The 25,779-nt window shown below is 61.8% G+C and carries 24 protein-coding genes; 13 read left to right on the forward strand and 11 right to left on the reverse strand.

All coding sequences use genetic code 11. The annotated features are described in order from the left end of the window. Nucleotides 1-6: 6 nt before the first annotated feature. The 6 genes from ASG03_RS01585 (at nt 7) to tsaE (ending at nt 7,304) form a co-directional block, all read left to right on the forward strand. A complete protein-coding gene (locus tag ASG03_RS01585; RefSeq protein WP_244475124.1) occupies nt 7-510 on the forward strand; it encodes an HPr kinase/phosphorylase in 504 nt (167 codons plus the stop codon). Nucleotides 511-682: 172 nt separating this feature from the next. Then, complete coding sequence (locus ASG03_RS01590) at nt 683-1,084, forward strand: PTS sugar transporter subunit IIA (protein WP_062477263.1); 402 nt, start codon at nt 683-685, stop codon at nt 1,082-1,084. A 15-nt stretch (nt 1,085-1,099) separates the two neighbouring features. Continuing rightward, a complete protein-coding gene (locus ASG03_RS01595; RefSeq protein WP_062477258.1) occupies nt 1,100-1,372 on the forward strand; it encodes an HPr family phosphocarrier protein in 273 nt (90 codons plus the stop codon). A gap of 163 nt (nt 1,373-1,535) precedes the next feature. Then, nucleotides 1,536-2,936, forward strand: coding sequence for an adenosylhomocysteinase (ahcY, locus tag ASG03_RS01600; protein WP_062691690.1), 1,401 nt, complete (start codon nt 1,536-1,538; stop codon nt 2,934-2,936). 436 nt (nt 2,937-3,372) lie between these two features. After that, a complete protein-coding gene (locus ASG03_RS01605) occupies nt 3,373-5,814 on the forward strand; it encodes a sensor histidine kinase (protein WP_062691692.1) in 2,442 nt (813 codons plus the stop codon). Next, nucleotides 5,811-7,304: a tRNA (adenosine(37)-N6)-threonylcarbamoyltransferase complex ATPase subunit type 1 TsaE gene (gene tsaE / locus ASG03_RS01610; protein WP_062691694.1), complete on the forward strand. Its 1,494-nt coding sequence runs from the start codon at nt 5,811-5,813 to the stop codon at nt 7,302-7,304. Before ASG03_RS01605 ends, tsaE begins: the two co-directional genes overlap by 4 nt. Nucleotides 7,305-7,310: 6 nt before the next feature. Here tsaE and coaA read toward each other — a convergent pair whose 3' ends face one another. From coaA to hisB, 7 genes are all read right to left on the reverse strand, one after another. After that, the gene (gene coaA / locus ASG03_RS01615) at nt 7,311-8,270 is read right to left on the reverse strand and encodes a type I pantothenate kinase (RefSeq protein ID WP_062478027.1); all 960 of its coding nucleotides are present in this window, start codon (nt 8,268-8,270) and stop codon (nt 7,311-7,313) included. A gap of 32 nt (nt 8,271-8,302) precedes the next feature. Further along, complete coding sequence (locus ASG03_RS01620; RefSeq protein ID WP_062477247.1) at nt 8,303-8,623, reverse strand: phosphoribosyl-ATP diphosphatase; 321 nt, start codon at nt 8,621-8,623, stop codon at nt 8,303-8,305. Further along, nucleotides 8,620-9,429: an imidazole glycerol phosphate synthase subunit HisF gene (gene hisF, locus ASG03_RS01625; protein ID WP_062477235.1), complete on the reverse strand. Its 810-nt coding sequence runs from the start codon at nt 9,427-9,429 to the stop codon at nt 8,620-8,622. Before hisF ends, ASG03_RS01620 begins: the two co-directional genes overlap by 4 nt. Further along, nucleotides 9,426-10,166, reverse strand: coding sequence for a 1-(5-phosphoribosyl)-5-[(5-phosphoribosylamino)methylideneamino]imidazole-4-carboxamide isomerase (hisA, locus tag ASG03_RS01630; protein WP_062691695.1), 741 nt, complete (start codon nt 10,164-10,166; stop codon nt 9,426-9,428). Before hisA ends, hisF begins: the two co-directional genes overlap by 4 nt. Before the next feature lies 1 nt (nt 10,167). Then, entirely contained in the window at nt 10,168-10,818 is a 651-nt protein-coding gene (hisH, locus tag ASG03_RS01635) for an imidazole glycerol phosphate synthase subunit HisH (RefSeq protein WP_062691697.1), read from the reverse strand. After that, nucleotides 10,818-11,300, reverse strand: a complete 483-nt coding sequence (locus ASG03_RS01640) for a DUF2628 domain-containing protein (RefSeq protein ID WP_062691699.1) — start codon at nt 11,298-11,300, stop codon at nt 10,818-10,820. The genes hisH and ASG03_RS01640 overlap by 1 nt, the downstream gene beginning before the upstream one ends. 151 nt (nt 11,301-11,451) lie before the next feature. Further along, nucleotides 11,452-12,057 carry an imidazoleglycerol-phosphate dehydratase HisB gene (hisB, locus tag ASG03_RS01645; RefSeq protein WP_062477224.1) on the reverse strand — a complete coding sequence of 202 codons (606 nt, stop codon included), beginning with the start codon at nt 12,055-12,057 and terminating at the stop codon, nt 11,452-11,454. 210 nt (nt 12,058-12,267) lie between these two features. On the opposite strand from hisB, the gene hslV reads away from it, so the two are divergent. The 6 genes from hslV to ASG03_RS01675 all read left to right on the forward strand — a co-directional run bounded on the left by hslV (nt 12,268) and on the right by ASG03_RS01675 (nt 19,532). After that, nucleotides 12,268-12,825, forward strand: coding sequence for an ATP-dependent protease subunit HslV (gene hslV / locus ASG03_RS01650; protein ID WP_062477221.1), 558 nt, complete (start codon nt 12,268-12,270; stop codon nt 12,823-12,825). Nucleotides 12,826-12,828: 3 nt separating this feature from the next. Next, the gene (locus tag ASG03_RS01655) at nt 12,829-13,377 is read left to right on the forward strand and encodes a GNAT family N-acetyltransferase (RefSeq protein WP_062691702.1); all 549 of its coding nucleotides are present in this window, start codon (nt 12,829-12,831) and stop codon (nt 13,375-13,377) included. Beyond that, nucleotides 13,374-14,681: an ATP-dependent protease ATPase subunit HslU gene (hslU, locus tag ASG03_RS01660; RefSeq protein ID WP_062477216.1), complete on the forward strand. Its 1,308-nt coding sequence runs from the start codon at nt 13,374-13,376 to the stop codon at nt 14,679-14,681. Before ASG03_RS01655 ends, hslU begins: the two co-directional genes overlap by 4 nt. 175 nt (nt 14,682-14,856) lie before the next feature. Continuing rightward, nucleotides 14,857-15,837: a DUF1402 family protein gene (locus tag ASG03_RS01665; RefSeq protein ID WP_062691704.1), complete on the forward strand. Its 981-nt coding sequence runs from the start codon at nt 14,857-14,859 to the stop codon at nt 15,835-15,837. A 38-nt stretch (nt 15,838-15,875) separates the two neighbouring features. After that, nucleotides 15,876-17,270, forward strand: coding sequence for a cytochrome P450 (locus tag ASG03_RS01670; RefSeq protein WP_062691706.1), 1,395 nt, complete (start codon nt 15,876-15,878; stop codon nt 17,268-17,270). A 99-nt stretch (nt 17,271-17,369) separates the two neighbouring features. Further along, nucleotides 17,370-19,532, forward strand: a complete 2,163-nt coding sequence (locus ASG03_RS01675; protein ID WP_062691708.1) for a malate synthase G — start codon at nt 17,370-17,372, stop codon at nt 19,530-19,532. 67 nt (nt 19,533-19,599) lie between these two features. Here the strand turns inward: ASG03_RS01675 and ASG03_RS01680 are convergent, their stop codons facing one another. Next, the gene (locus ASG03_RS01680) at nt 19,600-20,271 is read right to left on the reverse strand and encodes a L,D-transpeptidase (protein WP_062477204.1); all 672 of its coding nucleotides are present in this window, start codon (nt 20,269-20,271) and stop codon (nt 19,600-19,602) included. A gap of 200 nt (nt 20,272-20,471) precedes the next feature. Between ASG03_RS01680 and ASG03_RS01685 the strand changes: the two genes are divergently transcribed. Continuing rightward, nucleotides 20,472-21,002, forward strand: coding sequence for an MmcB family DNA repair protein (locus ASG03_RS01685; RefSeq protein ID WP_062691710.1), 531 nt, complete (start codon nt 20,472-20,474; stop codon nt 21,000-21,002). 3 nt (nt 21,003-21,005) lie between these two features. Here ASG03_RS01685 and ASG03_RS01690 read toward each other — a convergent pair whose 3' ends face one another. From ASG03_RS01690 to hrpB, 3 genes are all read right to left on the reverse strand, one after another. Continuing rightward, complete coding sequence (locus ASG03_RS01690; protein WP_062477198.1) at nt 21,006-21,596, reverse strand: ActR/PrrA/RegA family redox response regulator transcription factor; 591 nt, start codon at nt 21,594-21,596, stop codon at nt 21,006-21,008. A 97-nt stretch (nt 21,597-21,693) separates the two neighbouring features. Then, a complete protein-coding gene (locus tag ASG03_RS01695) occupies nt 21,694-23,028 on the reverse strand; it encodes an ActS/PrrB/RegB family redox-sensitive histidine kinase (protein ID WP_062691712.1) in 1,335 nt (444 codons plus the stop codon). Continuing rightward, complete coding sequence (hrpB, locus tag ASG03_RS01700) at nt 23,029-25,506, reverse strand: ATP-dependent helicase HrpB (protein ID WP_062691714.1); 2,478 nt, start codon at nt 25,504-25,506, stop codon at nt 23,029-23,031. Nucleotides 25,507-25,779 lie beyond the last annotated feature (273 nt).

Consider the following 25,779-nt stretch of genomic DNA (forward strand, 5'->3'; position numbering starts at 1 on the left):
GGCGCGATGATGTCCGACGACAATGCGCCGGAACGCGATCGAACAAACCCTGATGGTGTGATGGCCGACGGCGCGGTGCCTCGCAACATCCATGCGACCGCGATTGTCATCGGCACAATCGGCTATGTCTTCGTCGGCCCCTCTGGCACGGGCAAAACCAGTGCCGCGCTTGCTTGTCTTGCTTCCGCCGCGCGTCGCGGCTGGAACGCGGCTCTCGTCTCGGATGATCAGGTCTTGGTCTGCCTGCGCGGCGGGCGTCTCATTGCCCGCGCGCCGGTGAGCATTGCGGGCCTTGCCGAGCTGCGCGGGGTCGGCCCCATTCCGCTTCGGTGTGTCCCGGCAGCCGTTCTCTCCGTTGCTGTCCTGCCTGTCCTGCCCCCCTTCGAGGTCCGGGTCGCACCGGAGGCGGAGATCTGGCGGACGGGTCCTGCAACGCTTCCCTTGCTCCGGCTTCCGCTTCTACCGGGCCTTGACCCGCTTGATGCACTCAGCCGTTTTTCAGCTCTTTAAATGTCGCAGTCTGCACAGATTTTGCTCATGTGATCCGTGTTTTAGGATTTTTGACTTGCACTCCGGCATTTCCTCGCCAAGATGACCGCCCCAAGGCGGATTGAAATTGTTGCATTGCGGCATGGTAAGTTTATCGTCCGCCGAAGGGAAAAGGCAGTTGGAGCAAAGACACATGATCGGACTTGTGCTTGTCACGCACGGCAAGCTGGCTGAAGAGTTTCGTCATGCGCTCGAACACGTCGTAGGGCCGCAGAAATTCATCGAGACGGTGTGTATCGGCCCTGAAGATGACATGGACCAGCGGCGTCAGGACATCCTGACGGCTGTCATCGCTGCCAACGAGGGCAATGGCGTCATCATTCTCACCGACATGTTCGGTGGTACACCGTCCAATTTGGCGATCTCCGTCATGCAGAGCGGCACGGTCGAGGTCATCGCCGGCGTCAACCTGCCCATGCTGATCAAGCTGGCCGGTGTTCGGGGCGAGAGCGACATGGACAAGGCTCTGGTGGAGGCATCCGAAGCCGGGCGCAAATACATCAACGTTGCCAGCCGCGTTCTCAGTGGCAAATAACGGACGCAATCCTTCATGACTCTGTCGCGGGACCTCCAGATCATCAACAAGCGCGGTCTTCATGCGCGTGCTTCCGCCAAGTTCGTGCAGACGGTCGAGGCTTTCGATGCCGAGATCCATGTCACGAAGGACGGCATGACCGTTGGCGGACTTTCGATCATGGGATTGATGATGCTGGCTGCAAGCACGGGCAGTTCGATTTCCGTCACGGCAAGCGGCAATCAGGCAGAGGAAGCATTGGAAGCGCTTGATGCCTTGGTGCGGGACCGGTTCGGCGAGGAGATCTAGGGATATAAACATATAAAGACGTCTTTATATGTAGGTTGCCTGCAGATGGATTTTCTGCTAGAGGACGATCGCGCCCCGGCTCTGCCTGGGCAACGAGATCAGTGCGCCTGCGGTCCTCGAGCCTTCATCTCCCGACCCGGCGTGCCACCAGCGGAGAGCCTCCATGAGCACGACCAACGACTATCTGGTAGCCGATATCGGCCTGGCCGACTTCGGCCGCAAAGAAATTACGATCGCCGAAACCGAGATGCCGGGCCTGATGGCTTCGCGCGAAGAGTTTGGTGCGTCGAAGCCGTTGAAGGGTGCCCGTATCGCCGGTTCGCTGCACATGACCATTCAGACGGCGGTTCTCATCGAGACGCTGGTGGCCTTGGGTGCCGACGTTCGGTGGGCATCGTGCAACATCTTCTCGACGCAGGATCATGCCGCCGCTGCCATCGCGGCTGCCGGCATTCCGGTCTATGCCGTCAAGGGCGAGACGCTCACTGAGTACTGGACCTACACCGACAAGATCTTCCAGTGGACCGATGGCGGCGTCTCCAACATGATTCTCGACGATGGTGGCGATGCCACCATGTACATTCTGCTCGGCGCACGTGCCGAAGCGGGTGAAGATGTCCTGTCGAACCCGGGATCGGAAGAAGAAGAGATCCTGTTCGCCCAGATCAAGAAGCGTCTGGCTGCGACGCCCGGCTTCTTCACGAAGCAGCGCGACGCGATCAAGGGCGTGACCGAAGAGACCACCACCGGCGTCAACCGCCTGTATCAGCTGCATGCCAAGGGGCTGCTTCCTTTCCCAGCCATCAACGTCAATGACAGCGTGACCAAGTCGAAGTTCGACAACAAGTATGGCTGCAAGGAATCGCTCGTCGACGGCATTCGCCGTGGGACCGACGTGATGATGGCCGGCAAGGTTGCCGTGGTCTGCGGTTACGGCGACGTCGGCAAGGGTTCGGCAGCCTCCCTGTCGGGCGCGGGTGCCCGGGTGAAGGTGACGGAAGTTGATCCGATCTGCGCCCTCCAGGCTGCTATGGACGGTTTCGAAGTCGTCCAGCTCGAAGATGTCGTTTCGAGCGCCGATATCTTCATCACCACGACCGGCAACAAGGACGTCATCCGCATCGAGCACATGCGCGAGATGAAGGACATGGCGATCGTCGGAAACATCGGCCATTTCGATAACGAGATTCAGGTTTCCGCCTTGCGGAATCTGAAGTGGAACAATGTCAAGCCGCAGGTCGATCTCATCGAGTTCCCCAAGGGCAACCGCATGATCCTTCTCTCGGAGGGCCGTCTCCTCAATCTCGGCAACGCGACGGGTCATCCGTCCTTCGTCATGTCGGCCTCGTTCACCAACCAGGTGCTCGCGCAGATCGAACTTTTCACCAAGGGTGAGCAGTACGAAGCCGGCGTGCACATCCTGCCGAAGCACCTTGACGAGAAGGTTGCCCGTCTTCATCTCGCCAAGCTCGGCGTCAAGCTGACAACGCTGTCCGACGAGCAGGCGGCCTATATCGGCGTGACGCCGCAGGGTCCGTTCAAGGCGGATCACTACCGCTACTAAGGCGGGAGTCATTGCACTGAAAAGCCATGAGGAGGCCGTGCGCTGCAGATCGTACGGCCTCTTTTTTGTCTCCCTGCTTCCCGCCTCCGAGGGTAGGGACTATGCTCACCTGTATCGATTCGGGACGAAGATGCGGCACTGACGCGGACCGAGTGGAAAAAAGCGTTGGTTTTCAGGACGAAACGCGGTGCACCGTAAGCGGCGGGCAAGCATGAACGCGTAACGATCCCGGAGAAGACGATATTCGTTCAGCGGCCTTGTCAAAGGCCATATGGACGGCGGACGTGTGTCTAACGGTTCTCGCCATTTTGGCCGGAGACCAGCCGGGCACCGTGCAACGGGGACAGGCACGATGACGAAAGCTTCTTGGAACGCCGGACGAACGCCTGCGGAACCCGGCGTAACCCGTGTGGGCGGACGACCTGCTCGACGCGGAATGCCCCTGTCTTCGATCCTTCGCCGCCTCGCCGCCGGTTCTGCCATGGGGCTTCTCTCCGGCGAGGCCATGGCCGCGGAAGGCGTCACGAACGTCTTTCATTCCTCCGAAATCATCACCTTTTCGCTGCTGACCGGTGCCATTGCCGCCGCCATGATTTCTGCCGTCTGGGTCATTCGCCAGCGCAGCACGGTCGAGACTGACAACCGCGATTTGAAGACCGCGCTTGCCGATGCGCGCCAGAGCATCTCGCGCTATCAAGCGCTGATTTCCGACAAGAACCGCAGCATCGTGGTCTGGGATGGTCCGGCCGAAAAACCGGAATTCCTTGGCCAGCTTCCGCCCGAGACGGGGGCGCCACAAGACGACCGCGATTTCCTGGCATTCGGTCGCTGGATCAAGGCGACGTCTGCCAGTGAACTTGAACGAGCCATCGATCGCCTGCGCACTTTCGCCGAGAGCTTCGACCTCGTCGTGCAGACAAACCGCAATGAAATTCTCGAGGCACAGGGACGTGTTTCGGGGGGGCGCGCCTTTGTGCGCTTCGTGGCGCTGAACAATCTGCGCGAGGAATTGGCCGAACTGACCCTCGAGCGCGACCGGCTGCGCGGTGATCTTGCAAGTCTGCAGACGCTTCTGAACGCCGTGGACATGCCGGTCTGGCAGCGTGGCCGGGACGGACAGATCACTTGGGTCAATGAAGCCTATCGCGATGCCGTAGAGGCCCCGAGCGCGGATGTGGTGGTTCAGGAAGGGCGCGAGCTTCTGGCGACGGTTTCACGTGAAAAAGCCAAGGCGCTTGCCACGTACGACTCGCCCTTCCGGGACAAGATCTCGACCGTCGTCCGCGGCCAGCGAACCTTTTTCGATGTCGTTGATGCAAAGACCACCTACGGCACCGCCGGGATTGCGCTCGATGTCAGCGCCATTGAGGCCGTTCGTGAAGAACTGTCCCGTACGCTGAAGAGCCATGCAGAGACGCTCGATCACTTGGCGACGGCCGTTGCGACCTTCGATGGGTCACAGCGCCTGCAATTCTACAATCAGGCTTTCCAGACCCTCTGGAATCTCGAAACCGCCTTTCTTGCCCGCCGTCCCGGCAACGGCGAGATCTTCGACCAGCTGCGCGAAAGCGGTCGTCTCCCAGAGCAGCTCAGCTGGAAGCAGTGGAAGGAACAGGCCCTTTCGGTCTATCAGGCGATCGAAACCCAAACGGACATGTGGCATCTGCCGAACGGCCAGACCTTGCGCGTCTTTGCAACGGCGCGCCCACAGGGTGGTGCGACCTGGGTATTCGAGAATCTCACCGAGCGCGTCGACTTGGAGACCCGTTACAACACGCTGGTGCAGGTCCAGGGCGAAACCATCGACCATCTGTCCGAAGGCGTGGCCGTGTTCGGCCCCGATGGGCGCATCAAACTTTCCAATCCTGCGTTTCGGGCGCTCTGGGGCGTGACCGAAACCGAAGTTGCGCCGGGCACCCATATCCGTGCCATCGAGCAGGCCTGCGCCGTTTCCTACGATCAGCCGGACGGCTGGAAACGGTTTTCCCATGCCATTACCAGCTTCGACGACGAGCGGCCTTCCAGCCGCGGCATGTTGGAATTGCGCACCGGTCTTATTCTCGATGTCGCCATTATTCCCCTCCCCAATGCACAAACGATGCTGACCTTCGTCGATACGACCGACAGCGTGCGCGTCGAGCGCGCTTTGACGGAGAAGAACGAAGCGCTGCGCATGGCCGACTCGCTGAAGAACGATTTTGTCCAGCACGTGTCCTATGAACTGCGCTCGCCGCTGACCAACATCATCGGCTTTGCGGACCTGTTGAAAACACCCGCGTTTGGCGAGCTTTCTCCGCGCCAGGCAGAGTATGTCGATCACATCTCCAGTTCCTCGTCGCTCCTTCTGACCATCGTCAATGATATCCTCGACCTTGCGACGGTGGATGCCGGCATCGTGGAGCTCGATCTCAGCGAAATCAATCTCACGGATTTTCTCGACGAAGTGTCACAGCAGATGGCGGACCGTCTGCAGGAAAGCTCGGTCACCTTGCGTATCGACACGCCGGACATGCTCGGCACGTTCGTTGCCGATCACCAGCGCTTGAAGCAGATCTTCATCAAGCTTCTGACGAACGCCGCCAACTTCGCCCCGGAAGGCAGCGTCGTGGGCCTGTCCTGCGCGCGCGAGGGCAGTGATTTCGTCTTCACCGTCAGCGATCGGGGTCCCGGCATTCCCAAGGACGTGCTGGAAAGTGTCTTCCATCGGTTCGAAAGCCATGGACAGCGCGGCGGCGCCGGACTCGGCCTTTCCATTGTCGATAGCTTCATCACCCTGCACCACGGAAAGGTGCGTATCGCGACCCGGGAAGGCGCGGGAACCGAAGTCATCTGCCGCATCCCTTCGGGCGTGCTGGCCAAGGCCGAAGCAGCGGAATGACCGACATGCTGCGCCTGCCGCTTCCCGATGAAGCAGCAACGATCATGCTGGGCGAAGATCTGGCGCTGGCGCTCAGATCCGGTGACGTGGTCGCTCTTTCAGGAGACCTCGGCGCAGGAAAATCGACCCTCGCCCGTGCACTCATCCGCGCCATCGCCGACGACCCCTTTCTGGAGGTGCCTAGTCCCACCTTCACGCTCGTGCAGTCCTATGATCTGCGTGTTCCTGTTTCGCATTTTGATCTCTATCGCCTGGGTGACGCGAGCGAGGTGTTGGAACTCGGACTCGACGAACTCGCGTCGAACGGCATCTGCCTGATCGAATGGCCCGAGCGGGCAGATGGCTACCTACCGAGAGAGAGCATCACTCTCGCGCTGGAACAGGACGGAGATGGCCGCATGGCCATTCTGTCCGGCAGGGAATCGACCCTGTCTCGCATGCGCCGCAGTCTGTCGATCCGAAGCTTTCTCGACGATCATGGGCTTCGCGGTGTCTCCCGCCGCCATCTCAACGGCGATGCTTCCGTGCGCGGCTATGAGCGTATTCGGCGGCCTGCCGGACCAGACCTCATCCTGATGGATGCACCCCGCACCATTCCCGGCCCGATCCTCGAGGACGGAAAATACTATCAGCAGATCGCTCATCTCGCCGAGGATGTCAGCGCGTTTGTCGCCATCGACCTCTATCTGCGCGAGCGCGGTTTTGCGGCGCCTGAAATCCGCGCCCACGACATCGATTCCGGCATCCTTCTTCTGGAGGACCTCGGGACGGATGGCATCCTCGACACGGAGGGTGCGCCGATTGCCGAGCGCTATATCGAGACAGCGCGCCTCCTGGCCCGGCTGCACAGCGAACCCGTGATGAACAGACTACCGCTCCCGGAGGGGCGGGTTCACCTTGTTCCGGCGTTCGACCGCGCCGCCATGAAGATCGAAACCCGGCTGCTTCTCGACTGGTTCCTGCCCCATCATCGCGGCACCGCTGCCACGCCCGAAGAACGCGAAAGCTATGGGGCGGTCTGGGATCGGCTCGTGGACCAGTCGGAGCGTGGCGAGAAGCATCTCCTTCTGCGCGACGTCCACTCACCGAACATTCTCTGGCGCAACGACAGAGCCGGCATCGACCGCGTTGCCCTGATCGATTTTCAGGATGCCATGATCGGCCCGACGGCCTACGACGTGGCCTCGTTGGTTCAGGATGCGCGCGTGACCATCATGCCGGAACTCGGGCAGGCGATCCTCGACGCCTACATCGCCGAGCGTCGTCGTCTCGGCCCCTTCGATGACGCCACGTTCATCGAGCAATTTCATCTCATGGCTGCGCAGCGTAACTGCAAGCTGGTCGGGATCTGGGTTCGGCTCATGCAGCGGGACGGCAAGCCGGCTTACATGAAGCACATGCCACGCACGTTCGCCTATCTTCGCGAGGCGCTCGACCACCCGTCGCTCGCGCCTCTCGACGCCTGGCTTCGAGGCGCCAAACTTCTGTAACCTCCTTTAGAGCTTGCGAAGCGCAACGGTGTGAACCAGATGGTTGGCGCCTTTCTGCAGGATCAGGTCTGCACGCGGCCGCGTCGGCAGGATGTTGCGGCGCAGATTCTTAAGGTTCGTATTCTGCCAGAGGCCTTCGGCGATCGACAGCGCCTCTTCCTCGCTAACCTGGGCGTAGCGTTTGAAGAAGGACTCCGGATTCTTGAACGCTGTCTGGCGAAGCCGCATGAAGCGATCGACATACCAGGAGTGGATCAGCGTTTCGTCGGCATCGATATAAATCGAGAAGTCGAAAAAATCCGACACCATCGGCACGATCTTGCCGTCTTCCGGCAGGTCGCGCGACTGGAGGACATTGATGCCCTCAAAAATCAGGATATCCGGACGGTCCACGACCTGAAACTGGTCGGGCAGAACGTCGTAGACGAGGTGCGAATAGCTTGGCGCCTTCACATTCGGCTGTCCGGCCTTGATGGCCGAGAGAAAACGCAGCAGAGCGCCGATATCATAGCTTTCCGGAAAGCCTTTCCGGTTCATGATGTTTTCGCGCATCAGAATGGCATTCGGGTAGAGAAACCCGTCCGTCGTCACGAGATCGACCTTGGGACTCGATGGCCAGCGGGACAGAAGTTCGGCCAGAATACGGGCGGTGGTCGATTTTCCGACTGCCACCGACCCGGCAATACCGATCACAAACGGTGTCTTGGTCTCATCCGAGATTGTGAGGAATCGCTTGCGCTGCTCGTAGAGGATCTGCGACGCCTCGACATGGGTCGAAAGCAAGCGTGACAGCGAAAGATAGATTCGGCGCACCTCGTCCAGATCGATCGGGTCGTTCAGGGAGCGCAGCCGACGGACTTCGTCAGCCGTCAACGTCAGCGGCGTATCCGCCCGAAACTGCGACCAGGCATCGGCAGAGAAGAAGTGGTAAGGGGAATAGTCTCGCCTGCCGAGATCATCCGGCATATCCGCTTCACCCCTGTTCTGCGGCGCAATGGTCACGTCTTTCGGCTCGCCTTCTCCGCAAGGCCGGACCGGACCGTGCGTCCTTCCAGTTCCTCCAGAACCTCCTGTAACGGAACATCCGCGATTTTCAATACGACCATGAGATGATAAAGCAGGTCGGCACTCTCGGACACCAGTTCCCTGCGATCCCCGGAAATGGCAGCGATCACCGTTTCCACGGCCTCTTCACCCAGCTTCTTGGCAGCACGCGCCTGTCCTTTTTCAACGAGCTTCGCCGTCCACGACAGGTCTGGAGAGGCTTTGGCCCGCTCCGCGACGATGGCTTCGAGATCGGACAGTGAAAACCCGGTCACAGGATGTTCTCCGCCTGCGCGGAGCCATCGAGCCGCATCGGAATGCCTCGATCCGCCATGTAGCGCTTCGCTTCGCCGATGCTGTAGGTTCCAAAATGGAAGATGGATGCCGCCAGAACTGCTGTTGCGTGCCCATCGCGAATGCCCTGCACCATATGGTCGAGCGTTCCCACACCGCCGGAGGCGATCACCGGAACAGAGACACGATCGGCAATCGCGCGGGTGAGATCGAGATCGTAGCCGATCTTGCTGCCATCGCGATCCATCGAGGTTACCAGCAGTTCGCCTGCCCCGCGCTCTACCATCCGCGCTGCGAAGTCCACAGCGTCGATACCGGTTGCCGTGCGGCCGCCATGGGTGAAGATTTCCCAGGCGCTGGTACCTTCTACTCCCGGCGTCACGCGCCGTTTTGCGTCGATCGAGACAACGATGCACTGGTTGCCGAACTTGTCGGCAGCCTGGGCAACGAAATCGGGATCGCGCACGGCGGCGGAGTTTATGGACACCTTGTCGGCACCGGCCAGGAGCAATCGCCGAATGTCGGCGACGCTGCGCACGCCGCCGCCGACGGTCAGCGGCATGAAGCAATGTTCAGCCGTCCGTTCCACGACGTCGAAGATCGTATCGCGACCGTCCGACGACGCAGTGATGTCGAGGAAGCAGAGCTCGTCCGCACCGGCTGCATCGTAAGCCTTGGCGGATTCGACCGGATCGCCGGCATCGATGAGATCGACGAAGCTGACGCCTTTGACGACGCGGCCGTCCTTGACGTCGAGACAGGGGATGACGCGGGCCTTGAGAGTCATGCTGCACGTCCTCTAGCACTGAGAACAGCGAGCGCCTCGGCAGGATCGATCCGGCCGTCATAGAGCGCGCGCCCGGAAATCGCACCTTCCAGCTTGACCATGTCGGGCGCGGCGAGGCGATGAATATCATTCATGGAGGCAAGGCCGCCTGAAGCGATGACCGGGATCTCGACCGCATTTGCGAGCGCCAATGTTCCCGGCCAATTGATGCCCGCCAAGATGCCATCGCGATCGATGTCGGTGTAGATGATGGCGGCAACGCCGGCGCCCTCGAAACGCTGCGCCAGCTCGATCACGCCGAGTTCGGACGCTTCCGCCCAACCTTCGACGGCAACCCTGCCGCCCTTTGCATCGATGCCCACGGCGACCTTGCCGGGGAAAAGGCGGCAGGCTTCCTTGACGAGGGACGGATTGCGCACCGCAACGGTGCCAAGGATGACGCGGGCGAGGCCCTTGGCGAGCCAGGTCTCGATATGGGCGAGCGTGCGGATACCGCCGCCAAGCTGTACGGGATTGCTTGTTGCTTTCAGGATGGCCTCGACCGCCCCGCCATTGACCGTCTCGCCGGCGAAGGCGCCGTTGAGATCGACCACATGCAGCCATTCAAACCCCTGATCCTCAAAAGCTTTCGCTTGAGCGCCGGGGTCCGGATTGTAGACGGTGGCCTCCGCCATGTCGCCGAGCTTCAGGCGAACGCAGGCACCGTCTTTGAGGTCGATCGCAGGAAATAGGATCATGTCAGGGCTTCCAGCGCAGGAAATTGGTCAAAAGAGCAAGACCGAGCGTCTGGCTCTTTTCGGGATGGAACTGAGCACCGGCCTTGTTATCGTGCGCAACGAAGGCCGTTACCGGTTCCCCATATTGCGTCGTTGCAATGAGGTCTTCGGCATTTTCGGTCGCGAGATGGTAGGAGTGCACGAAATAGGCATGCAGTCCATCAGGCCCGGTCGGGATGCCGTCGAACAGCGCGTGGGGGCGACCGAGCGTCAGCGTGTTCCAGCCGATCTGCGGAATCTTCAGCGAACGATCTGCCGGTTTCATTTCGACGACATTGCCCTTAATCCAGCCAAACCCCTGCGTCGTCGCCTTTTCAAGCCCGCGTGAGGCCATCAACTGCATGCCGACGCAGATGCCGAGAAACGGCTTTCCCGCCTTTTCGACGCCCTCGATGATGGCGTCGCTCATGCCATCAACGGCAGAAAGGCCGGCGCGGCAGTCGGCATAGGCGCCAACGCCGGGCAAAACGATCCGGTCGGCGGTCGCCACGCGATCAACCTTGTCGGTAAGGTCGATCTCGGCATCGATGCCGGCCTCGCGAGCGGCGCGCTCGAAAGCCTTTGTGGCGGATCGCAGATTTCCGGATCCGTAATCGATGATCGCGACGCGCATCAGCGGCTCCCGTAGGTGTCGAACAGGCCGAAGCCCGGATTGGCAGGGTCGCTCGCCCGCCCGCCATTCTGGTGGGGGCCAAGACGTGGTAAAGGCAGAGCAGGATCGGCCACAAGGCCTTCGAGGGTCGCGCCGTACATGGCTTCAGCCGTCTTCAAATCGGGTGCCGGCAGGACGGCCGCAAGTGTGAAGCCGCGCTTTTCCAGTCGACGTGCGAGATAGGTCGGCCCTTCCAGCGCCACAAGCAGCCGAAGCGCCAGCTCGATGAAGATCGCCGCAACACCGGCATCGGCCAGTCCACCCGCCATAGTCATCGCGGTCTGCAGGATGAAAACGGCAACGCCCGCCATCCACTGGCGTTTGAAAAGAAGCCACAAGGCGGGAAACACGAAGGCCGGCCAAGCGAAACGATCGGCCAAGAAGACGGCATCCGCGCTGTCGCGCCCTGCACCCGGCGGGAGATAGACGAGAAACGGTGTCATAAGCGGCCTGCTCTCAAGACGAAATTCGCTTTCTGAAGCGGAAGAGGTGGGCTTAACCGGAGAGATCGGGCGATCCGATGCCAATGCACAGACACGGTGCGGGCTCGAATACGGGTGCGGCGTCTTTCGCCGATCCCTTGCTCCTCACGCGTTAGGCCAGCGTTCCCTTCGTCGAAGGGATGCGACCTGCCTGGCGAGGATCGATCTCCGTTGCCGCGCGCAGTACACGCGCCACGGCCTTGAAGCACGTCTCGGCGATATGGTGGTTGTTCGCGCCGTAGATGTTCTGAACGTGCAGCGTGATACCGGCGTTCTGCGCCAGCGCGTGAAAGAATTCCCGCACCAGTTCCGTATCGAACGTGCCGATTTTCGGCGCGGAGAACGCAACGTTCCAGACGAGAAACGGGCGACCGGAAACATCCACCGCGGCGCGGGTCATCGTCTCGTCCATCGCAAGGTCGATCGAGGCATAGCGCGTAATGCCGCGCCGGTCGCCGAGCGCCCTCGCGATCGCTTGGCCAATGGCAATACCGGTATCTTCGACGGTATGGTGATCGTCGACATGCAGGTCGCCCTTCGCCTCGATCACCATGTCGATCAGGGAATGACGCGACAGCTGGTCGAGCATATGGTCGAAAAATCCGACCCCCGTCGAGATCGTCGATGCCCCGGTTCCGTCGATCGAGACGGACACCGAGACGGACGTCTCATTGGTCTTGCGGGATATGCTGCCGGTGCGGCCTTCTGCCTCTGCCATCGGGAACTCCGGTGTGTGAAAGTCGCCTGATATCAGGCCGGCCAGTAAATATCCAGCTTCGATTGTCGCCCGTCGTCCGTGCAGGAACAGGTGTTGGTGCGGCCGCCCGGGCCACCCTTTGCAATCGCTCGCGGCATTCTTACATAGATCGCGATATCCCGTCATCAAACGCCCGGCACCCTGTGCGGTGCGGAAGGCAACAGGACTTTCATGAGCGAACATAACCCCTACGGAACCATGCATGCGACCACGATCATCACGGTGCGCAAAGGCGGCCAGGTGGTCATGGCCGGCGACGGCCAGGTCAGTCTCGGTCAGACGGTGATGAAGGCGAACGCCCGCAAGGTGCGCCGTCTCGGCAAGGGCCAGGTCATTGCCGGCTTTGCCGGGGCAACAGCCGATGCGTTCACCCTGCTCGAACGGCTCGAAGCCAAGCTTGAGCAATATCCCGATCAGCTGATGCGCGCCGCCGTCGAACTCGCCAAGGATTGGCGGACCAACAAATATCTGCGCAATCTCGAAGCCATGATGCTGGTCGCCGACAAGTCGATCACCCTGGCGATCACCGGAAACGGCGACGTCCTGGAGCCGGAGCACGGCACGATCGCCATCGGCTCCGGCGGAAACTACGCCTACGCGGCAGCGCGGGCCCTAATGGATTCAGAGCGTACCGCCGAGGAGATCGCTCGCCGCGCCATGGAGATCGCTGGCGATATCTGCGTCTACACCAATGGCAACATCGTCGTCGAAACGCTGGATGCCGCTTGAGCCATGCTGTCAGACTGCTGGCTGAGCACGCCATCGGAGCCGGATGAACGATATGGATTTCGGCGCCTGCATCGCGCGGATTTCCCCCGTCTGGCTCAGTGGTTTGCAGAGCCGCATGTGAGGGCTTGGTGGGGCGCGGCGGAGGTCGAACTCGAAGCCATTGCGAGGGCAATGGAGACAGGAGAGATCCAGCCGATGATCGTCGAATGGGAGGGCCGTCCGATCGCTTATCTCCAGGCCTACGATCCGCACCGCGAAAGAGACCATCCCTATCGCGACCAGCCGGTGGCAACCGTCGGTATCGATATGGCCATCGGCGCGCCTGAGGATGTCGGCCGGGGGCACGGCGGCGGTATCGCCTTGCAGTTCGCCGCACGGCTTTTTGCGACAGGCACGCTGCGGATCATCGTCGACCCGCATCCGGAAAATTCACGGGCGATCCGCGCCTATGAGAAATCCGGATTTCGCTTCATCGACCAGCGTCACAGTCATTACGGTCCGGCCTATCTCATGGCACTGGATCACCAGATTGAAGAAATGGACACACCATGACCACCTTTTCCCCCCGCGAGATTGTTTCCGAACTCGACCGCTACATCATCGGTCAGCACGATGCGAAGCGCGCTGTCGCCATCGCACTGCGCAACCGCTGGCGCCGGCAGCAGCTTCCTGACGAGTTGCGCGACGAGGTGATGCCGAAGAACATTCTGATGATCGGACCGACCGGTGTCGGCAAGACCGAGATCTCGCGTCGACTGGCCAAGCTTGCCGGCGCACCCTTCATTAAGGTCGAAGCCACGAAGTTCACCGAAGTCGGCTACGTCGGTCGGGATGTCGAGCAGATCATCCGTGATCTGGTCGAGGTCGGCATTGGCCTCGTGCGGGACAAGAAGCGCGGCGAGGTCAAGGCAAAAGCCCATCAGAATGCAGAAGAGCGCGTTCTTGATGCCCTTGTCGGCAGCACGGCATCGCCCGCAACCCGCGACAGCTTTCGCCGCAAGCTTCGTGAGAATGAGCTTGACGACAAGGAGATCGACATCGAGGTCGCCGATAGTGCGAGCCCCAGCGGCGGTTTCGAGATTCCCGGCATGCCGGGCGCGAATATCGGCGTGCTCAATCTGTCGGAAATGTTCGGAAAAGCCATGGGCGGTCGCACCAAGAAGGTGCGCACGACGGTGAAGGAATCCTATGCACTGCTGATCGACGACGAGTCCGACAAGCTGCTCGACAACGAGCAGATCCAGCGGGAGGCCGTACGCTCCGCAGAAAATGACGGAATCGTCTTCCTGGACGAGATCGATAAGATCGCGGCCCGCGACGGCGGCATGGGAGCCGGCGTCTCGCGAGAAGGGGTGCAGCGCGATCTGTTGCCGCTGGTGGAAGGCACGACCGTCGCGACGAAGTACGGGCCGGTAAAGACCGACCATATTCTCTTCATCGCATCCGGCGCCTTTCATGTCTCGAAGCCGTCCGATCTCCTGCCGGAACTTCAGGGCCGCCTGCCGATTCGCGTCGAGCTGAAAGCGCTGACGAAGGAAGACTTCCGCCGGATCCTGACGGAAACCGAAGCAAGCCTGATTCGCCAGTACAAGGCCCTGCTGGAAACCGAAGGTGTCCACCTCGACTTTTCCGACGATGCGCTCGATGCTCTGGCAGATGTCGCGGTGCATCTCAACGCCAGCGTCGAGAACATCGGGGCACGCCGGCTGCAGACGGTTATGGAACGCGTTCTCGACGAGATTTCATTTGCTGCGCCCGACAAGTCGGGCGAGCATCTCCCGATCGATGCCGCCTATGTGCGCAAGCACGTCGGCGACCTCGCTGCCAACACGGACCTGTCGCGGTACATTCTTTGATGCTCACGACCGCTTGCGCTGCGCCTTCCACAAGCGCAGCGGCCTTGGGGTTGCAGTCAGGTGCAGACTGCCAGAGGAATGGCCAAAGCCGCGACGGATAGGACGTTTGGCATGATTCCGACACCTTTACGCCGCATCACGGGCGCAACTGCTGCACCCTTTGGAGACTGAAGCCTTGCGCAAAATCGTTCCCGCTCTTGCCCTCGCCACGGCCGTGATCGCTTCAAGCCTATTCGTTTCGGGCCTTGCGGCCTCAGGATCGCCGGCCAGAGCGGAGATGCACGTCATGCCGGAAGGCAACCGCAATGCGGAACAGCCTTCGGTGCCAGGCGCCTCGGTTCGTCGGACGAAGGCCGGAAAGTCGACCTTCGATGCCAAATACGAGAAGGTGCGCCAGCTGCTTGCGACGGACAGCAAGTTGATGGGAAAGATCAAGTCGACCGCACGTGCTTACGGGATCGACCCGATCCACATGGTCGGCGCGATCGTCGGCGAACACACCTACAATGTCGATGCCTACGATCGTCTTCAGTCCTATTATGTCAAGGCGGCGGCTTATGCCGGAGACAGCTTCCGTTTCGCATATGAAGGCGAATCGATCGCCGATTTCGTCGATCGCCCGCAATTCTCCGTCTGCGCGAACAAGAAGGGATCCTACGCCCTTTGGAGCTGCCGCGAGAGTGTCTGGGACAAGCAGTTTCGCGGCGAAACGGTCGACGGCACCGCGTTTCCGAACAACCGTTTCTCTGCCGTCTTCTTCCAGCCGTTCTACGCCGGTCAGACCTTTGGACTGGGACAGATCAATCCCCTGACGGCGCTGATGATGACTGACACGGTTTCGCGCGTTTCCGGCTATGATCGGCTGGACGAAAACAGTGCGGCCGATGTGTACAAGGCGATCATGGATCCCGACCAGTCGCTGGCCTACATGGCAGCGGTCATTCGCCACTCGATCGACGTCTATCGCTCGGTGGCCGACATCGACATCAGCAACAATCCGGGCATCACGGCAACGCTCTACAACATCGGAAATCCCGACCAGCGGGCGGCAGCGCTTGCCGCCAAGAACCGATCCGGCAGCATGCAGTGGCCGGAGGAAAACTATTATGGCTGGCTGGTGAACGAGAAACTGTCCGAACTGAAGGCACTTCTCTGACCCTCCAAGGCCCGCTTTCCTTTTAAAGGCAGAGATTCATGGACATGATTTCCCGAACATTCGAGCCGCCGGCCCCCGTTCCTCGCGCTCGAGAACTTTCCAAGTTCGAGGTTCTCCGGACAGTCCTGCGCAATCCGCTCGAACTTTGGAGCGAGCAATCCTATACGCTTCCCTGGATCGAAACCCGGTTCGTCAACCAACAGACCTTGATCGTCAATGATCCCGGCCTCATTCGCTATATCCTGGTTGAAAACGTCGCAAATTATGAGATGTCGGAAGTGCGCAGGCTCGTGCTGCGGCCAATCCTGCGCGATGGTCTTCTGACGGCCGAAGGGCCCACATGGAAGCGGACGCGCAAGGCGGTGGCGCCGGTTTTCACGCCACGTCACGCCAAGGGCTTCGCCGACAAGATGCTCTCGACATGCGAACGCTATGCGGGCCGGTATGCCCGGGCTGCCAGCGACGGTCTTCCCGTCGATATCGCCACCGACATGACCGAGCTGACCTACGACATTCTGGCAGAGACCCTGTTTTCCGGGCAGATCGCCGCGGAAACCGAGGCCTTTACCCAAGACGTCGAGGCGCTCCTCGGCAGCATGGGCCGTGTCGATCCCATGGATATGCTGCTTGCTCCCTCCTGGATCCCCCGGATCACGCGTTGGGGAAGCGGAAAACTGATGCGACGCTTTGGCAAGGTCGTGACCGCCACCATGGAAGAGCGCCGTCGGCAGATGCGCGCCCATCCCGATACGGTGCCGCAGGATTTCCTGACGCTGCTGCTCGAGCGGGAAGGCCCGGACGGACTGCACGCCGACGAGATCGCGGACAATATCCTGACATTCATCGGCGCCGGCCATGAGACGACCGCGCGGGCGCTGGGCTGGACGCTCTATTGCGTCGCGCATCTGCCCGAATTCCGCACCCTGATGGAGGCCGAAATCGACCGGGTCATCGGGGACGGCACGGATCCGGTCGACTGGCTGGAAAACATGCCGCATGTCCGCGCCGCGTTCGAGGAGTCCATGCGGCTCTATCCCCCGGCCCCCTCGATCAACCGTGCGGCCATCGCGGCAGACAGTTGGACATCGCCGACCGGCGAGCGCGTCGACATCGCCAAAGGCGTCTCGGTTTTGGTCATGCCCTGGACCCTGCATCGGCATACGCTCTATTGGGAAAGTCCACGCGCCTTCATTCCGCAGCGCTTCCTGCCCGGCCATCGCGAGAGCCTGCACCGATACCAATATCTGCCCTTCGGCGCTGGCCCTCGCGTCTGCATTGGCGCAACCTTTGCGCTGCAGGAGGCCGTCATTGCCCTCGGTGTGCTGATGAAAGACTATCGCTTCGATGTGACACCGCAGACACGTCCGTGGCCTGTCCAGAGACTGACGACCCAACCGCAGGGCGGTATTCCCATGCGCGTGACGCGACGGTGAGACGGCTGCGCCGGATACGGTATCCAGCGGAAGACGTTGACTTCGGCACGGGCGTGCGGACATTGCAGGGCACGCAATGGGACAGAGCGAGGAGACCTCATGAACCGTATCGACATACAGGGGCTGAAGATCGAGCAGGGCCTGCACGCCTTCCTCGTCAATGAAGCGTTGGCGGGCACGGGTTTGGTGCCCGACCGCTTCTTCGAAAGCTTCTCGGCAATCGTCCACGACCTCGCTCCGAAGAATCGGGCTCTCCTGCAGGTCCGCGACGCTCTGCAGGCCAAGATCGACGCGTGGTACCGTGAACACGGCGTCCCGGTGGACATGAAGGCCTATACGGATTTTCTCATGGACATCGGCTATCTCCTGCCGGAAGGACCGGATTTCACGGTCTCGACAGCGACGGTCGATCCTGAGATTGCCCTGATTGCAGGGCCTCAGCTGGTCGTTCCCGTGATGAACGCGCGTTACGCACTCAACGCCGCCAACGCGCGCTGGGGCTCCCTCTACGACGCTCTCTATGGCACGGATGCGATATCCGACGACGGCGGTGCGGAAAAAGGCAAGACCTATAATCCCGTCCGCGGCAGCAAGGTCATCGCCTGGGCGCGCAACTTTCTGGATTCCAGCGCACCGCTCGCAGGGGCGAGCTGGACCGATCTTCGCTCGATCATGGTGGCAGAGGGTCGTCTGATCCTGAACGATGGTACGCTGGCGTTGAAAGACCCGGCCCAGTTCGTCGGTTTCACGGGTGATGCTGCGGCGCCTGCGTCGATCTTTCTCAGGCGCAACGCATTGCATGTCCAGATCGTCATCGATGCCACGACGGCCACCGGTGCCGGGGACGCGGCGCATATCTCCGATATCGTGCTCGAATCCGCCATCACCGCGATCATGGACTGCGAGGATTCCGTGGCAGCCGTCGATGCCGACGACAAGACGCTGATTTACCGAAACTGGCTCGGCCTGATGGACGGCACACTTGCCGAAGATGTGTCGAAGGGGGGACGCAGCTTCACCCGCCGGCTTCACCCGGATGTCGCCCTGACGGCGCCCGACGGCAGCGAAACGACATTGAAGGGCCGGGCGCTGATGCTCGTGCGCAATGTGGGTCACCTCATGACGAACCCTGCCATTTTGGATCGGGATGGTAACGAAGTGCCGGAAGGCATCATGGACGCCATGATCACGGCCCTGATCGCCCTGCGGGACATTGGTCCCGCCGGGCGCCGCATGAATTCACGGGAAGGCTCGATGTATGTCGTGAAGCCCAAGATGCACGGCCCCGACGAAGTGGCTTTTGCCTGCGAGATCTTTTCGCGTGTCGAGCAAGCGCTGGGTATGGCGCCGAACACGATCAAGATGGGCATCATGGATGAAGAGCGCCGCACGACGGTCAACCTCAAGGCCTGCATTCGCGCGGCGCGTGAGCGTGTCGTGTTCATCAATACCGGTTTCCTCGACCGGACCGGAGACGAGATCCACACCTCCATGGAAGCCGGTCCGATGATTCGGAAGGGCGACATGAAACAGGCAGCGTGGATCGCGGCCTATGAAAACTGGAACGTCGATATCGGTCTGGCCTGCGGTCTTTCCGGTCATGCTCAGATCGGCAAGGGCATGTGGGCCATGCCGGATCTGATGGCGGCGATGCTGGAGCAGAAAATCGCGCATCCCAAGGCGGGCGCCAACACCGCCTGGGTTCCCTCGCCGACAGCAGCCACGCTCCACGCGACGCACTATCATACGGTCGATGTCGCCGACGTTCAGAAAGGTCTGAAGACCCGGCCGCGCGCCAAACTTGACGATATCCTGTCTATTCCCGTTGCAACCCGCCCGAACTGGACGCCGGACGAAATCCAGCGCGAACTCGACAACAATGCCCAAGGCATTCTCGGCTACGTCGTCCGTTGGATTGATCAGGGCGTCGGCTGTTCCAAAGTCCCCGACATCAACAATATCGGACTGATGGAAGATCGCGCCACCTTACGCATCTCCGCCCAACACATGGCGAACTGGCTGCATCACGACGTTGTCTCGGCAGACCAGGTCACGGAGACGATGCGACGCATGGCCGCGATCGTTGATCGGCAGAATGCGGACGATGCGGCCTATCGCCCGATGGCGACGGATTTCGACACCTCCGTCGCATTCCAGGCAGCGCTCGATCTCGTCTTCAAGGGCCGCGAACAGCCCAATGGCTATACGGAGCCGGTCCTTCACCGCCGTCGCCTCGAACTGAAAGCGGCATCGCGCGCATGAGACGCACAAAAAAACCCGGAGCAATCCGGGTTTTTTCTTGCGCACCGAGATGCCGCGACGTGTTGGCTTACTGCTGCACGACGACCAGCGTGCCCTTGCCAGGGCGAACGCGCGAATAAAGATCGATGATGTCCTGGTTCATCAGGCGGATGCAGCCCGAGGACGCTGCCGTTCCGATCGAGTTCCATTCCGGCGTGCCGTGCAGGCGGAACAGCGTATCCTTGCCTTCCTCATTGAAGAGGTAGAGCGCGCGTGCGCCGAGCGGATTGCGCAGGCCCGGGCCCATGCCCGCTTCGACATATTGTGCGACGTCGGGACGACGCTCGGCCATCTCCTTCGGCGGATGCCATGTCGGCCATTCCTGCTTCCACGCGACATAGGCGCGGCCCTGCCAGGCAAAGCCCTGCTTGCCAACGCCGATCCCGTAGCGGACAGCCTTTCCACCCGGCAGCACGTAATAAAGGAAGCGGTTCGGCGTGTTGACCACGATCGTGCCGACCGGCTCGTTCGTCGCGTAATCGACGATCTGGCGATGGAAGCGCTGGTCCACACGGTTGATCGGAATTGCCGGAAGCGCATATCCGTGATCTTCGACAGGGCCGTAACCGTCGGAGAAGATCTGGTTGGTCGCAACGTGCTGGATCGGCATGTTGGATGTGGTGACAGGTGCCGTCGAGCAGCCGGCCAGAGCGACGCTTGCCAGAAGGCTGCACAGGAAGAATGCGTTGCGGGTGCGCATGAGAATCTCTTAAAAGGGAGCGAAGGACGGCTCGAGTGGTTCGACCATCAGCCACTATGCTTATTTTCCATTCGTCGGGTCCTTGCAAGGGAATGCGCTGCAGCATGAAGTTCCGCTGATTCAAATTCGGCGTGGATGGTTTTTTTGCAACAAAGACGCCTCTGTCAGGCGTTTGAAGCGCATGACACTGAGGAGTTACCATGCCGATCGTTTCGCTCCACGCCACCACTCCGCTTGTCGACGGGCGGCAGTCTCGCCGCGCGATGCTCGTGCGTCGTGGCCTTCAGCGCTATCTCTACGACCTGCGCCACGCCGTCATGCCGGAACTGACGCTGGCGGGCGGCCGTCGGGCCGACCTTGCCTCGATCGCGCCCAAGGGCGAGATCTGGATTGTGGAGATCAAGACCTCGATCGAGGATTTCCGGGTGGATCGGAAATGGCCCGATTACAGGCTGCATTGCGACCGGCTCTTCTTCGCCACGCATGCGGAAGTGCCGCTCGACATTTTCCCGGAGGATTGCGGGCTGTTTCTGTCCGACGGTTATGGCGCCGACATCATCCGTGATGCGCCCGAACACCGTCTTTCCGCACCGCAGCGCAAGTCGGTCACCCTCAACTTCGCGCGCGCCGCCGCACAGCGACTGATGCTCGCGGAATGGTGTGTCGGGGGCACCGGCGATGACTCGCCCCTTTCGGAGATCATGTCGGGTGCACAGGACAGCGATCTCTGACGCTTACTTCGGGGCTCGCTTGGCAAGGATCCGCTGCAGCGTCCGCCGATGCATGTTCAGCCGCCGCGCGGTTTCCGACACATTGCGTTCGCAGATCTCGAAAACGCGTTGGATATGTTCCCAACGGACGCGATCGGCCGACATCGGGTTCTCCGGCAGTTCCGCCTTGTCGCCGTCGCTCTGGACAAGCGCATTGTAGACTTCGTCTGCATCGGCGGGCTTGGACAGATAGTCCACCGCACCGAGTTTCACAGCATTCACGGCCGTGGCAATATTGCCGTACCCGGTGAGCATGATGATGCGTGTGTCATCCCGGCAGCTGCGGATCGCCTCGATTACGTCGAGCCCACTGCCGTCGCCGAGCCGGAGATCGACCACCGCATATTTCGGCGGATGGCGTTTGGCCTGAGCGATGCCGTCTGCCACGGATTCTGCGATCTCGACCGCAAAGCCGCGCTGTTCCATTGCCCGGGCCAGACGGCGCACGAAGGGACCGTCGTCATCGACGATCAGCAGCGATGGATCGAGCCCGATGGCCTCGTCCAAAGTGTTTGAAGACGTTTCGCCGAGCCCGGCGTCCGCTTTTTCGCTCATGACGATCCCCTCTGTCCCGTCCAGGTCTCTGTTGCGCAGCTTCGTCTCATGCATGAATAGATAAGGACCCCCGCCTGAAGCGGAAGGGCATGCTCGTTCATTTCGCCGGCTTGGTGTCCATCAGGGACCGCGGCCATTCGACGCTGACGCGCGCGCCCGGCTTTTCGGGCCCGCCATTCTCGAAGACAAGTGTCGCGCCTGACCGCTCCAGAAGCGTCTTGGCGATGAACAGTCCAAGCCCAAGCCCGCCTGCCGTATCGTCGCGTTGCCGCCGCGTGACATAGGGTTCACCGATCCGGCTGAGAATGTCGGGCGCATAACCATCGCCATCGTCCTCGATCGTCACGGAAACGCGATTGGCGGAGTGTTCTACGGTGACGACCACCTCCGTCTTTGCATAGTCGACAGCATTTTCAACGAGATTCCCAAGCCCATAGAGAATGCCGGCATTGCGTGTGCCGACCGGTTCTCCCTTGCGACCGGAGATCTCCACCAGGGTGATGTCGATGTCGAACTCCCGATGCGGCGCCAGAACCTCTTCGATCATGGAGGAGAGCGGAAGGTAGCGCATATGCGCCTCGTCGTTCGAAGAGAGCGTCGTCAGCCGACGCAGGATGTCGCGGCATCTCTCGCTCTGGCTGCGCAGCAGCTGCACGTCCTCGCCGAATCTCGGATCGTTGCCGAGTTCACGCTCCATTTCCTTGGCCACCACGCTGATCGTCGCCAGGGGCGTACCAAGTTCATGCGCGGCGGCGGCCGCCAGACCGTCGAGCTGGGACAGATGCTGCTCGCGCTGCAGGACCAGCTCGGTTGCGGCCAGCGCTTCGGCCAGTTCGCTGGCCTCCAGCGAAACGCGGTAGGCATAGAAGGCGGCAAACGCCGTGGTGGACACGATCGCGAACCAGAATCCCACCATCAGCGCGGGCGGCACGAGCAGCACGGCGCCATCGTACCAAGGCAGCGGATACGGCGAGAAGGCGAGGGCGGTGACGCCGGCCACGGCGAGCAGCGCGAGGGCAACGCTGTACCATTTTGGCTGGGACGCCGAGGAGATGATGACGGGAACCGAAACGAGCGGGGCGAACGGATTGGCAATGCCTCCCGTCATGAAGAGAAGCGCCGTCAGTTGCGCGAGGTCGATGCCGAGAAGCGTGAAGGCGGCCACCGGATGCAGCCGATGGGCCGGGGGATAGCGCAGTGTGAGATAGATGTTGACGACGGCAAGAAGCGCGATCAGCAGGAAGCAGGCGATCAAGGGCATCGGAAATCGGAGCCAGAGAGCGACGATGATGATCGCGATCGATTGCCCGGCAACAGCCAGCCACCGCAACCGCACGATGGTCTGGAGCCGGAGGGACCGGCTTGCGGTCGGATCATCCGGCTCGCGCGATCCTGTCGCTGCGGTTTCCAGCGCCGTATCCTGATGTGCCATTCATGTCCCCCTCGGTTTGGCCCGCGCCGTGGGTGCGGCTTGTGCCGGATCCTCCGGCCAGGGATGCCGCGGATAGCGGCCCCGCATCTCGGCACGCACGTCCTTCCAGGATCCTGCCCAGAAGCCTGGAAGATCCCGCGTCGTCTGGATCGGTCGCTGACCCGGCGATATCAACTCCAGGAGAAGGGGTATACGTCCGCCGCCGATCGCCGGATGTACGGTCAGCCCGAACAGCTCCTGCACCCGGATCGAGAGGACCGGCTCGTCGGCATCGTAGCGAATCGCATGTCGATTGCCGGTCGGTGCTTCGAAATGCGTCGGCACGAGAACGGACAGATCGCGCGCCGCGCCTTGCGGAACCAAGGACTGCAGCCCTTGCGTGAGACTGCCGGGCTCGATGTCGCTGAGAGCCCGTGCATTGGTCTGGAACGGCACGAACCAGTCGCCGAGGCGGTCGAGAAGCGCGGCATCGGAAACATCAGGCCAGGGGTCGCCCAGTCTCCGGTGCAGAAAGCCGATTCGCTCTCGGAGCTGGCGACCTTCTTTCGAGAACGGGAGAACGTCGACCCCCAGCATCTGCACCCCCTCCGCCAGCGCCAGCGCGGCATCCGGGCCTGCCGGCCGCGTCAAGGGCGTCTCTTCCAGAACGATCGCGCCGATCCGCGTGACGCGCCGCGCCCGCACCTGACGGCTCTGGCGGTCGAAAAACGTTTCGTTTCCCGTTGTGATGGCGGAGGGGAGATGGTCGACGATATCCTCCCGACGGATCTCGGCCGCTGCCAGGATCCGGTGCCGCCCGGCCGCCCCCGTGAGATCCGCGATGACGAGCATGGTCGCCCCGGACAAGCGCTCGGTTTCCGGCACTTCGGCGCCTCGCCCATTCGCCATCACGAATCGCCCCCGACCACCGCGCTGAAGGGCAATCCGATCGGGAAAGGCCCGGATCAGAAGGGCACCTGCGAGAACCTGCTCCGATGAAGCGGTCCGCCGAACGCCAAGGTCGGACGCCATCCGCTGTGCAAGCCCTCGTGCCGCCTCTCCGCGGGGACTGCGGTCCGCGCGAAACTGCCGCAGCCGGTCTTCCAGGTCGATCGAGGTGCCGCCCAGACCCTGTTCCGTCAAGAGGACGGAGAGCTCGCAAGCCGTCATTCCCTGTCCCTCCGACGCCGCGCCCACGGCCATCGCTGCAAGCCGCGGCGGCAAGGCGAGCTCCCGGATCTTCCGCCCGGCCTCCGTCAGCCGGCCCTCGGCATCCAGGGCGCCGAGAGCCGCGAGCAGGGTCCGGGCCTCGCGCCAGGCCGGGCCGGGCGGTGCATCGAGAAATTCCATCGAGGAGGGATCGGTCACGCCCCAATGCGCCAGATCGAGCACGAGTCCCGAGAGGTCGCTTGCAAGGATCTGCGGCGGCGTGAAAGCCGGCAGCGCGGCCGTCTGTCCCGGATGCCAGAGTCGGATGGCGATGCCGGGCTCGGTGCGTCCCGCGCGTCCGGCGCGCTGATCGGCAGAGGCCTTGGAGACGCGGACGGTTTCGAGCCGTGTGATGCCCGTGGCCGCCTCATGGGCCGGCAGGCGCTGCAAACCGCTATCAATCACGATCCGCACACCGTCGATGGTGATCGAGGTCTCGGCGATCGAGGTCGCGAGCACGACCTTGCGCTGCCGGTCCGGAACCGGCCTGATGGCGCGGTCCTGCTCGGCCTGGCTCAGCGTCCCGTAGAGCCCGATGATGTCGGTCGTTGGGGGCAACCGATCCTGCAGCCGTTCGATCGTCCGCTTGATCTCGGCCTGCCCCGGGAGAAACGCCAGAATGGACCCGTCCTCCCCGCGATGCGCCTCGAGGATCGCCCGCGCCATGGCATCTTCGATCCGCTCGTTCGGCAACCGGTCGCTGTGGCGGATATCGATCGGAAAGCTGCGGCCGCGGCTCTCAATGATCGGGGGATTGCCCAACAGCGCCGCGACCCGAGCGACGTCGAGCGTCGCCGACATCACGAGAAGGCGCAGATCTTCCCGCAGAGCGCGACGCACGTCCAGGGCTAGGGCAAGACCGACATCCGCATCAAGCGACCGCTCGTGGAACTCGTCGAAGAGAACCGCCGCTACGCCCTTGAGTTCCGGGTCGTCGAGCACCATCCGGGCGAACACGCCCTCCGTCACGACCTCGATGCAGGTCCGGGCCGTGACACGGCTGTCGAGTCGCATGCGATACCCCGCTCGACCGCCGATGTCCTCCCCGAGAAGCGATGCGATGCGGCTGGCCGCAGCCCGGGCTGCCAGGCGCCGGGGCTCGAGGAGGATGATCCGTCCGTTTCCGCGCCACGGCGCATCGAGCAGAAAGGGGGGCGCGAGCGTCGTCTTGCCGGCACCCGGGGGGGCCGACAGAATGGCAAGGCCGACGGTCGAGAGGGCTTCGCCGATCTGATGCAGAACGGCTTTGACGGGAAGATCGGGAAGGGAGGCAAAAACGGAAGCGGTCATGGCGCCACTGTATAGAGTGCTCCGGTAAAGTGCACACCTCGGGAGGGTGGCATCCGTCGATCATTCACACCCCCCAGCAGCGCTAAGGTGCAGATCGCTCGAACTGATGCGCGCTCTCAGCCAAAATAGAAAAACCTGTCCGGACCATCACGACAGGTGAAAAACCTTCTGTCACAGGACCTTAGAAAAAATGTCATTTTTTCGAAACATCCCTGTTGACGAACGGGCGGGGGTAGCCCTATAACCCGCCTACCAACGAGGGCGGCGGCGCTG

This window comes from Rhizobium sp. Leaf341, from assembly GCF_001424325.1.
GTDB lineage: Bacteria > Pseudomonadota > Alphaproteobacteria > Rhizobiales > Rhizobiaceae > Ferranicluibacter.